The following is a 10,106-nucleotide window of genomic DNA, read 5'->3' on the forward strand; positions in this document are numbered from 1 at the left end:
TTATATTGCTTTATTTAGTTTTAACATTTTTAGTAGCTTTTATGGTTTTTTTAGGAGAGCTTAGTATTGGTAAAATTACTCAAAAAGACGCTGTGAATGCTTTTAGTGATTTAGCAAAATCTAATAAAAAAGCTTGGGGATTTGCAGGATTTTTTATGATAGGAGCTATTTTAATAGTTTGTTTTTATAGCGTTGTAATAGGCTGGATTTTAAAATACATTTATTCTAGTTTTTTTGCTTTACCAAATTCTGTTAGCGAAGCTGGAGATTTATTTGGTAATTTATTGACAAAAGACTTATTATCTCAAATTATTTGCTTTAGCATAGTATTTTTTATGATTTTTTGGGTTGTTAGTAAAGGAATTAAAAGTGGCATTGAAAAAATGAATGTATGGATGATGCCAAGTTTGTTTATATTATTAATTTTAATGCTTTTATATAGTTTTACTTTTGATGGATTTGTTAAGGCGTTTAGCTTTTTGTTTAAGCCTGATTTTTCTGTTTTATTTGTTGAAGATAAACTTAATATAAAATTAATTTTAGACGCTTTAGGGCTAAGCTTTTTTAGTCTTTCTATGGGTGTTTGCGTGGTTTTAACTTACGCTGCTAGTTTGCCAGAAAATATAAATGTGATTAAATCAACTTTATCAATTATTTTTATAAATATTTTAGTTGGTATTATGATGGGGCTTATTGTATTTACATTTGTTTTTGAATACGGAGCAAATGCAAGCGAGCAAGGGCCAGGACTTATATTTGTAAGCCTTATGAGTTTATTTTCAAATCTTGGAATTATTGGAAATATACTTGCGATTGCATTTTTTATAGCACTACTTTTTGCTGGGCTTACTAGTGCTGTTTCAATGATTGAACCTTTTGCTTTTTATTTAATAAATAAATTTGGAATTTCAAGAAAACTTGCTCTAATTTATATAGGTATTTTTGTTTATATTATGGGGATATTTTGTATATTAGGTTTTAATAATGAATATTCTTCAATTTTTACATTTTTTGATAAAAGTATATTTGATATATTAGATTATTTAACTTCTAATATTTTAATGCCATTATCAGCGATTATTACTTGTATTTTCGTAGGATTTTTCGTAGAAGTGAATAAACTTAAAACTTTATTTATTCCTTATATGGGTGAGTTTGGATTTAAAATATGGTTATTGTTTATAAGATTTATTTGTCCTATTGTAATACTTATAATAATGTTAGAGAATTTAGGTCTAACTAAGTATTTAAAGTCTATGTTTTTTTAAGATATATTTTTAACTAAGACTTATAAAAATTTATTAAAATTTAAAAAAAAGTATAATTTTAAGAATATTTAAAGTTTGGTTTAGTTAGTATTTATATTTCAAACTAAACTCATTTATCCCCGTTAAAACGGGGTAAATATAAAATATATCTTAAATATACCGCTAGTTAAATTAGTAACTTGAGTAGAAAAGTTACTAATTTTAAAAATTATTTCGCTATTATTCATTTAATTTGATATTTTAAGCTTAAATAAAGGATTATTATGAATGCAAATGTATTAGCTCAAATTCAATCTACATTAAAAACTTTAGGCGTGAAAGCTGATGAAAAAGAAATCTACGAAAAAATCAATGCAAAAAAGTTAAAATTAATATGGCTACATTTTAGCGAATGCACAGGCTGTAGTGAGAGCTTTATTAGAAGTGAGAGTATTGGTCTTGATGATTTGATTTTTGATTTTATAGATTTAATCTATCACGAAACTTATATGGCAGCTAGTGGATTTTTAGCTGAAGATTTATTAGAAATTAAAGAGCCATTTTTATTAGTAGTTGAAGGTGCTATTGCTAGTAATGAGTTTTATACAAGTGGTGCTCCAGCTCACTCTGCTTTACATAAATTAAAAGAATTAACTAATCGTGCAAGTTGTGTTTATGCTGTAGGTTCATGCTCATCTTATGGTGGTATTCAAGCAGCTAAGCCAAATCCTACTAATTCTATTAGTATTGAAGATATTTTAAAAGATGCTGTATTAATTCCTGGTTGTCCTCCAAGTGAGAGCAATATCATTGCTAGTATTTTACATTTTGCGTTTTTTGATAAAGCTCCTGCATTAGATGATAATAATCGTCCTGCTTTTGCTTATTCAAAATGCTTACACGATATGTGCGAAAGGAAAATAGCTTTTGAGAGTGGGGAATTTGTTGAAGAATTTGGAGATGAAGCAGCTAAATCGGGTGCTTGTTTGTTTAAAGTAGGGTGTAAAGGACCATATACTTTTAATAATTGTCCTAAGACAAAGTTCAATGCTAAAACTTCTTGGCCAGTTCAAGCAGGACATGGCTGTATTGCCTGTAGCGAAAGAGATTTTTGGGATAATTACGGCGTTTATGAACAATCACTCGCTAGTTCTTACGCACAAACTAAAAGAGCAAGGTGTTATGATGATTTAGCTAGATTTAATAAGGGCGATGAGGTTGTTGTAAGAGATGATGGGATTTATATTAATAATGAATTATCAGCTTTTTTAGAATTTGAAAGTAAAAATCACGCAGAATTATTAAATAAAAACAAATTAGGTGCTAAGTTATTAGCAAATTATAAAGAAAAATTTGGCTTAAATCTTGAAGGAGATAGCGAGATTTTAAATACTTTTAGTGGTATTTTAATAAGCTCGGCAAATATTTTAGGACTTAAATTAAGCTTAACTGAACTTCTTGATTTAGCTAATAAATATGAAATAGGAATTGCTAGTGGGCTTGATTTTAAATTAGCTAAAAAACCTATTTTAATGGATGTTAGTAAGTCTTTTAGATTGATTTTGATATATCGTTTAGGCGGACTTGATGATATTGCGATTTTGTTTGGTGTTGTTGATAGTATTGCTTCAATGATAGCGAAATCTTTAAAAATGCTAGAGTGTAAGAGTGTAAAGTTTGAAGGAGAATTATTCAAACATCAAATATTAGTTGATAGATTGAATTATCACTTAAGAAATTTCTAAGAATTTGAATTAAGAATTTATTTCTTAATTCTTATAAATATTTATCTAAATTATCTTTATATTTTAGGCTTAATCTTAAATAAAGTTCATTTATTTCATTTTTAAATTCTTCGTTTTTATAAGCATTTAAGAAATTGTTTTTATGCAAAATCTCTTTTTTGTTTTCACAATTATCAAGATATAAATCTTTTAAATAAAGTTTAAGGTATTTGACTAAAAGCTCTAATGCTCTAAATATAAAAATTATTATTGGCTCATTTGAGATTTGCTTTACATTTAATAAAAATTGTGCTTTTAAATTACCAAAATCATACTTTATTAAAGGGCAAGGATGAGATAAAAAATCTTTATAAAATAAATCATACAAACTAATTGCATTTATATCCAAAACCACCCCATCATCATTAACTAAAGCAAAAAACGGATATAGCTTACAAGCTAAAGGACGAAAAGTGCATAAGCCTTTATAAGAGCATTTGACAAAGCATAAAGTGATTGTTTTTTCGCATTTTAATTTGTAAGAAATATTTGCAACTAGATTTAGATTGGTTTTATCTTTAATGTATTCATACTCGCTTTTTAGCATAGGGATTATTACATTAAAGGGCTTATCTGCATTACAGCAATGCCCGTTGCAAGATTTGTAGCAATCTTTAAAATAAATTATTTCTAATTCTTCAAGCTTTTTGAAAAAACTCATCAATAAAAGGCGTTAAATCATTTTGCATAAAGAAAAAATGATTTCCATTAAAGGTAATTAGTTTTGAGTTTTTGATTAAACCTTGCATTTTATTTGCTATGCTAAGTGGTGTTGCAGTGTCGCTTTCTCCCCATAATAGCAAGGTTTTTGTGTTGATTTTGCTAATTTCGTTTTGATAGTCTTCATCAACTACATTTTTAAAAGTCTCATACATAATAGGGCTTAGCGTAGCACCATCTTTACTAGCTAAAAATCTTCTTATATTTTTAAATCCTAATTTATTTAAGCATTTTGCAAGAAAGATTTTTAGCTTTACTTTAGGGCTTTTTGGTAGTTTTAACCCAGCACTAGCACATAAAATCAACGCATCATAATCATTCTTACTAGCCATTAGACAAGCAATTTTGCCACCATAAGAATGACCTAGCAAAATATCAACTTTTATATCTAATGCTTTTATAAATTCATTTGTCAAATTAAGATAATCAATAGAGTTAAAAGCATAACTTGGCTCATCACTTCCACCAAATCCTGCAAAGTCTAAAAATATCATTTGCTTACAATGTTTGCTTAAAGATTTTGTGAAAAATTGCTCCATTAGTTCTTTATTAGCACCCCAGCCGTGCATTATTAAAGCTACTTTTTCTCCATTTCCTTGTCTTATTAGATAACTTAGCCCGAGATTTTTTATATTAATTCTTGCCATTTTTTTTGTCCTTATAAATAGCTTCTAAAATTACTAAAGCATTTTGTAATTTTTCATATTCGGCAAGGTTTAGCATAACACATTGGAATTTGTTATTTTTTACTACGAAGACTTTTTTATTTCCTTCAATTTTTTTTAAAATTGCAGAAAAATTACGAACTACATCAGTAGCTGAAAATATCTCATCTTGGCTAAATTTCATATTTTTCCTTTTGTGATTTTAAATAATAAAGCAAAAACTAATCCAAAACCACATTCGCTAAAAATTAGCGAATGTTAGAGTTTTTATTATTTAAATCATATAGGTGTTTAGCCCAAATTGTAATTATACAAAATGCAAAAATTGAACTAAAAAATATCATTAAATTATATAGTTTTGCATCAAGATATAAGGCACATACAAATGCTATTGCAAATAAAATATAACTTGCTTTTTTATAATCAATACTAAGGCAGATTGCTCCTATTAAATTAATTAATATTATTAACATTTGCTCTCCTTAAATTAATAATTAATCCTAAAATTATAAGTAATATAACAAAGTCAAACATCATTGTTATAAATACAAAACCGCTAATACAAATATCAGATATTAATAATGCCAATAAAATAATTAAGCTAATTATCATTAGGTTTTTAGTTTTATTTACAAAAATATAGCTAAGAATAATGCTTAATATAAAGCTTATTAAAAATGCAAATTGTTCTACTTGCATATTTTGAGTAAGTTTATTAGCGATAAAATAAATAGCAGTAGCATTTAAAGATGGATAAAACGCTGCATAAGCAATTGCTTTATAAAGTAGATTATCTTTATGTTTTTTACTAGCTAATAATAAAGCTTTGTATATAAATAAGCAAGTAAATATTCCACATAAAAATAAAATAAAATAAAGTTGAAAATCAGCAAACATAACTCTATGAATATTAAAAAATATTTCATAAATTGATGAAAATGCACTTAGTTTGCTTTCTTTTGGAGTTTGTTTTACATTAGCTTCACTATCAAAAACATAGCTTTTATTACTTTTTGTATTAATTGATGGCATTACATTTTTATCATCATTTAAAGTAATTGCAAATTCTTTTGTGCTTTTATTTAAAACAATTGTTATATTTTTTGTATTTTCTAAATTATTAATAGCCTTGCTAATTAAATTTGTATCAAAAATAAAACTTTTATCACTATTTGCATTTGCGTTACTTGGTGTTTTTGCTTGTTTAGTGGTAGTTGTAGTAAATAATTTTTCTATATCTTTAATGTAATTTATGCCTATTCCACTAAGTGCTAAGATGAATAAAAATGAACCCACAAAAAGTCCAGCAACTATGTGAAAATCAAATAATCTTGCTAAATCATTTTTCACATTAATTTTATTGAAATTCTTTTTATTCCAAATCAAAATCCCACTTATATATAAAAATATTATCCCAGCTGCAAAAATACTAACAATTGCTTCTAAGAAATCTTTAAAACTACCATTAATAGGCAATAATTTATAATGAATGCTAGTTAAAAATTTAGCTCCTAAAGTGCTTGTTTTATTTAGTATATTTTCTCCATCAAAATAGCTTATATTACTTTTTCTTTCGCCTTTTGTTGAATTAGAATTATAATAATTAATCTCATATAAATTATTATAATAACTAGGAGTTTTGATAGATATAAAATCGTAATCTTTATATTTTTCTTGTGCGTAATTAATAGCACTACTTAATCCATTTATATCATTATTTAAGATAGTTTTGCTTTCGTGCAATTTTGGCTGCATATAAAAATCAATTTCATTTCTAAAATAACTAATGGTTCCAAAAAAGGTTATTATAAAAAGTAACCAACAAGCATAAATTCCAATGTAAGAATGTAATTTTCTAAGTGTTTTCATATCTTTCCTAATCTTAGGAATTTCAAATTGAAATTCCTATTGTTTTTAATCATCAAGCACGGTTTTTGTGATAGTTCCGTTATTGTCTATATAAACTTTATAATTGTTATTAAATTTTAGTTTATATCCGTTCCATTCTTTTTCAATTTCCATTAATTTCGCATTTTTTTGATTTTCTTTAGCAAGTTTTAAAACATCTTGCATAATGCTATCAGGAATTGGAGAGTATTTTCCATCTATTTCTTTAATATCTCCAGATTTAGAAAAATCAAGTTCAGTTCCATTGCTAAGTTTGATTTCATAAGAATCCCAATCTTTTTCAGCTTTAACTATATTTTCATTTGTAAAATGAGTTTTTACAAAGTCTTGAATGTTTTGTGGTAGTTCGCTTGGATTTATATTTGTATCAGCTAATAAACAGCAACTAATTGCACCTAAAAATAAAAGTTTTTTCATACTTTACTCCTTAAAATGATTTGAATCTTGATACTATCAAAATATTGTAATTTTGATTATACCCCCCCCCGTGTTAATGATTAGCTTTAATTTTATTTAAATAAAAATACAAACTAAGAGCAAAGCAAAACATAATTAAACTCAAAATTTGACCCATAGATAGGCTTAATGCAATAAAGCCTAAATTAAAATCAGGTTCTCTAAAGAATTCACAAATAAATCTAGCTATCCCATACGACATTGCATAAATACAGATTAATTGCCCGTTAAACTTTATTCTCTTTGAAAAAATGTAAATGATAATGAAAATTATTAAACCTTCAGCGAATGCTTCATATAATTGACTAGGGTGTCTTAAGGTATCTCCTACATAAACGCCCCAAGATACATCAGTTGCTCTGCCAAATAGTTCGTGATTTAAAAAGTTTCCAATTCTTCCAAATATATACCCTAATGGCACTGATAATGCTACTAAATCAAGTATTTTAAACATATTTTTTTTATATTTTTTAGAATAAAGATAAGTTGTAATTAATGCACCAACTAATGCTCCGTGATAGCTCATTCCAGCAATTCCTACAAATTCGCCATTTACAAACGGATTAAACATTTGCCAAGGATTGCTTAAATAATATAATTTATCATCGCTATAAACTAAAATATATCCTATCCTAGCTCCTAAGATTATGCCTATTTCTATCCAAACGAAATAATTTTCTATTTCTTTTTTGCTAAAGCCAAAGCGTGGAGCAAATTTTTGTCCTATAAATAATGCAATAAGCAGTGCTAGTATGTAGCAAAGTGCGTAATAATGTATTTTAAACATTCCTATGCTAAATGCAACTCTATTGGTATTTTCATAAAAATGTTGCCAAAATTCAAGCATTATTATCCTTTTTTAGAATTTCAAAATATATTAAAAACCACTTAGTTTTTTGCAAGATATTTGATTACCTAAATTACAAGATTTTTCTAAGAATTTTTTACTTAATTTAAATTTACCCATATTTAAATAAGCATTAGCTCCAGCAAAACAAGCTTCTTCATAGCCTTTATTGCAAGTTTGCTCTAAAAGATTGAATGCTTTTTTCGTGTCATTATTTTCTAAATGCACACTTGCTTCAAATATGCAAGCGTTAAAGAAATTTTTGTTACAAGCAATGTGAGCGTATTTAATAGCGTTTTCTTTATCTAAAAATCCTTTATAATATCTAGCAGTTGCATAACAAGAGTTTTGATTATTTTCGTTATCACATTGAGCTTTTATGATTTTTAGTGCTTTTGTTGAGTTTTGTTCGTAATTTAATACAAGCTTGGTGCAAGCTAATTCAAAATGATTTTGACAAGCAAGTCTTAAGGCATTAAAAATCGTATAATCATCATCACTAAAAGTAGAAATTGTATAACAAGCTGCCATATTTTTTGCCTTGCATTCATCGTTTATATAGTCTTTTGCTTCTTTTATATAAGTTATTTTATTTATATTATTTGCTTCATCACAGCCTTTAAAATCATTATTACTACAAGCACTAATTTTTGATAAATATTCATTAACTTTTGCTAAATCAAGAGCGATTTGTGCTTCATTTGCATAAACAAATATTGAAAATATAAGTATTATTAATTTTTTCATATTTACTCCTTAAGGTTTTAGTGTATTGAATTTTAGATAATTTTAATGATTTTTTCTAAAAAAATAAAATATTTAAGGAAAATTTCAGAATATTTTAGGTTGAATAACGCAAATATTTTACAAAAGGAGTTTTTAAATGAGTGTTTTATCATTTGTCTTAACAAACAATTTATTTACAAGCTTCTTCTTCCATCATGCCTTAGGGCATTGAGACTTCATAATACTTTTTTTATCATATTATTTTTTATATTTTTAAACATTTAAACAAAATTAATTTAAAGGAAAATTTATGTTAACAAACCCTGTTTTAATAAGCGTTTTTATAATGCTTGGACTATGTCTATTAAGATTTAATGTATTTTTAGCTATTTTAGTTTCTGGACTAATAGCAGGACTTATGAGTGTTAGTTTTGATGATAATATTTTAGTGGTATTAAAAAATATTATGAATACATTTATAAGTGGTATGAGTGGCAATTTGCAAACCTCACTTAGCTATGTTTTAGTAGGTGCTTTAGCGGTTGCTGTATCTAGGACTAATTTAACTGCTTATTTAGTTAATTTTATTAGTAAAAAGATGTCAGATAAAAGAATTTTATTGCTATTTTCTTTAGCTATAATTTCAAGCTTTTCTCAGAATTTAATTCCAATTCACGTAGCATTTATTCCGATTTTAATCCCACCAATGCTAAGTCTATTTAATAAGCTGAAAATTGACAGGCGTGCTGTAGCTTGTGCGGTAACATTTGGGCTTACAACGCCTTATATGACTTTACCTGTGGGATTTGGTCTTATATTCCAAGATATAATTACTCAATCGCTAAATGATAATGGAGTAAAAGTTACTCAAAGTGATGTTGCTGGTGTTGTTTGGCTTATGTTTTTTATAATGTTTTTTGGTCTTCTTGCTTCGTTTATTTATTATAGAAAACCTAAAGCATATCAAGAGCTTGAAGCAAAATATGAAAACTTAGATAATATTAGTTTTGGTAAAAAAGAACTAATGGTAATGATAGGTTTATTAATTACTTTAACTACTCAAATACTTGTTGGTTCTTTACCGCTTTCGGCTTTACTTGGCTTTTTATTTATTTGTGTAAGCGGTGGAGTTGAGTATAAAAAAATTGATGAAGTGTTTTTGGGTGGATTTTCTTTAATGGGTTATGTAGCGTTTATTATGCTAATTGCTTGTGGTTTTGGAGCTGTTTTACAAAGCACAGGAGCTATTAAAGAAATAGTTGATTTTACTTTAAGTATTACTACTAATAAATTAATAATAGCGTTTGGAATGATGTGTATAGGATTATTAATTACTCTTGGAATTGGAAGTTCGTTTGGAACGGTTCCTATTATTGCTACTTTATTTGTGCCAATTTGCACGGCTTTAGGTTTTAGTGCTGAAAGTATTATTTTCATCATTGCTTGTGCTGGTGCAGTTGGAGACACAGGTAGCCCTGCTAGTGAAGCAACTTTAGGAATTACCGTTGGGCTTAATGCTGATAATCAAAGTGATCACATAAAAGATGTATGTATCCCTACATTTATATTCTATAATATACCTTTAGTAGTAGGTGGTGCTTTAATAGCTTATTATTTATAATTTGCCTTATTTTAGGCAAGTTATTTTAAACAACTGCTTTTGCGGTTGTTTATTTTTAAATATATTAATCTTATAAATTTATATAATTTCGCTAAGGATTTAAATTCCACAAGAAAAAATATTAAAACATAT

The 10,106-nt window shown here is 26.7% G+C and carries 11 protein-coding genes; 3 read left to right on the forward strand and 8 right to left on the reverse strand.

The window, feature by feature from the left end:
- The first annotated feature begins 2 nt into the window (after nucleotides 1-2).
- Nucleotides 3-1,268, forward strand: a complete 1,266-nt coding sequence (locus tag AVBRAN12637_RS09390; RefSeq protein WP_336615803.1) for a sodium-dependent transporter — start codon at nucleotides 3-5, stop codon at nucleotides 1,266-1,268.
- A gap of 263 nt (nucleotides 1,269-1,531) precedes the next feature.
- On the forward strand, nucleotides 1,532-2,992 hold the full coding sequence (locus AVBRAN12637_RS09395) for a hydrogenase small subunit (RefSeq protein ID WP_214120250.1): 1,461 nt from the start codon (nucleotides 1,532-1,534) through the stop codon (nucleotides 2,990-2,992).
- A 31-nt stretch (nucleotides 2,993-3,023) separates the two neighbouring features.
- Here the strand turns inward: AVBRAN12637_RS09395 and AVBRAN12637_RS09400 are convergent, their stop codons facing one another.
- From AVBRAN12637_RS09400 to AVBRAN12637_RS09435, 8 genes are all read right to left on the reverse strand, one after another.
- Nucleotides 3,024-3,692, reverse strand: coding sequence for a hypothetical protein (locus AVBRAN12637_RS09400; RefSeq protein ID WP_336615804.1), 669 nt, complete (start codon nucleotides 3,690-3,692; stop codon nucleotides 3,024-3,026).
- Nucleotides 3,670-4,398 (reverse strand): alpha/beta fold hydrolase, encoded by a 729-nt coding sequence (locus tag AVBRAN12637_RS09405; protein WP_214150450.1) that lies wholly within the window; start codon nucleotides 4,396-4,398, stop codon nucleotides 3,670-3,672. The genes AVBRAN12637_RS09400 and AVBRAN12637_RS09405 overlap by 23 nt, the downstream gene beginning before the upstream one ends.
- Nucleotides 4,385-4,600, reverse strand: coding sequence for a type II toxin-antitoxin system Phd/YefM family antitoxin (locus AVBRAN12637_RS09410; RefSeq protein ID WP_214117422.1), 216 nt, complete (start codon nucleotides 4,598-4,600; stop codon nucleotides 4,385-4,387). The genes AVBRAN12637_RS09405 and AVBRAN12637_RS09410 overlap by 14 nt, the downstream gene beginning before the upstream one ends.
- A 64-nt stretch (nucleotides 4,601-4,664) precedes the next feature.
- Entirely contained in the window at nucleotides 4,665-4,889 is a 225-nt protein-coding gene (locus AVBRAN12637_RS09415) for a hypothetical protein (RefSeq protein ID WP_336608995.1), read from the reverse strand.
- On the reverse strand, nucleotides 4,870-6,285 hold the full coding sequence (locus AVBRAN12637_RS09420; RefSeq protein WP_336615805.1) for a PepSY-associated TM helix domain-containing protein: 1,416 nt from the start codon (nucleotides 6,283-6,285) through the stop codon (nucleotides 4,870-4,872). Before AVBRAN12637_RS09420 ends, AVBRAN12637_RS09415 begins: the two co-directional genes overlap by 20 nt.
- A gap of 45 nt (nucleotides 6,286-6,330) precedes the next feature.
- Nucleotides 6,331-6,741: a PepSY-like domain-containing protein gene (locus AVBRAN12637_RS09425; RefSeq protein WP_214117419.1), complete on the reverse strand. Its 411-nt coding sequence runs from the start codon at nucleotides 6,739-6,741 to the stop codon at nucleotides 6,331-6,333.
- A 73-nt stretch (nucleotides 6,742-6,814) separates the two neighbouring features.
- Nucleotides 6,815-7,627, reverse strand: coding sequence for a prolipoprotein diacylglyceryl transferase (gene lgt / locus AVBRAN12637_RS09430; protein ID WP_214120256.1), 813 nt, complete (start codon nucleotides 7,625-7,627; stop codon nucleotides 6,815-6,817).
- A 30-nt stretch (nucleotides 7,628-7,657) separates the two neighbouring features.
- Complete coding sequence (locus AVBRAN12637_RS09435; protein WP_214120257.1) at nucleotides 7,658-8,374, reverse strand: hypothetical protein; 717 nt, start codon at nucleotides 8,372-8,374, stop codon at nucleotides 7,658-7,660.
- Between the two features lie 289 nt (nucleotides 8,375-8,663).
- Between AVBRAN12637_RS09435 and AVBRAN12637_RS09440 the strand changes: the two genes are divergently transcribed.
- The gene (locus AVBRAN12637_RS09440; RefSeq protein ID WP_336615806.1) at nucleotides 8,664-9,974 is read left to right on the forward strand and encodes a Na+/H+ antiporter NhaC family protein; all 1,311 of its coding nucleotides are present in this window, start codon (nucleotides 8,664-8,666) and stop codon (nucleotides 9,972-9,974) included.
- Nucleotides 9,975-10,106 lie beyond the last annotated feature (132 nt).

The organism is Campylobacter sp. RM12637 (assembly GCF_020137645.1).
In the GTDB taxonomy this organism is placed as follows: domain Bacteria; phylum Campylobacterota; class Campylobacteria; order Campylobacterales; family Campylobacteraceae; genus Campylobacter_E.

Excerpts from the sequence above, each read along its gene's own strand:
- AVBRAN12637_RS09395 (WP_214120250.1), top strand. The coding sequence starts at position 1,532 with ATGAATGCAAATGTATTAGCTCAAATTCAATCTACATTAAAAACTTTA.
- AVBRAN12637_RS09425 (WP_214117419.1), bottom strand. The coding sequence starts at position 6,741 with ATGAAAAAACTTTTATTTTTAGGTGCAATTAGTTGCTGTTTATTAGCT.
- AVBRAN12637_RS09440 (WP_336615806.1), top strand. The coding sequence starts at position 8,664 with ATGTTAACAAACCCTGTTTTAATAAGCGTTTTTATAATGCTTGGACTA.
- AVBRAN12637_RS09420 (WP_336615805.1), bottom strand. The coding sequence starts at position 6,285 with ATGAAAACACTTAGAAAATTACATTCTTACATTGGAATTTATGCTTGT.
- AVBRAN12637_RS09410 (WP_214117422.1), bottom strand. The coding sequence starts at position 4,600 with ATGAAATTTAGCCAAGATGAGATATTTTCAGCTACTGATGTAGTTCGT.
- AVBRAN12637_RS09415 (WP_336608995.1), bottom strand. The coding sequence starts at position 4,889 with ATGTTAATAATATTAATTAATTTAATAGGAGCAATCTGCCTTAGTATT.
- lgt (WP_214120256.1), bottom strand. The coding sequence starts at position 7,627 with ATGCTTGAATTTTGGCAACATTTTTATGAAAATACCAATAGAGTTGCA.
- AVBRAN12637_RS09435 (WP_214120257.1), bottom strand. The coding sequence starts at position 8,374 with ATGAAAAAATTAATAATACTTATATTTTCAATATTTGTTTATGCAAAT.
- AVBRAN12637_RS09405 (WP_214150450.1), bottom strand. The coding sequence starts at position 4,398 with ATGGCAAGAATTAATATAAAAAATCTCGGGCTAAGTTATCTAATAAGA.
- AVBRAN12637_RS09400 (WP_336615804.1), bottom strand. The coding sequence starts at position 3,692 with ATGAGTTTTTTCAAAAAGCTTGAAGAATTAGAAATAATTTATTTTAAA.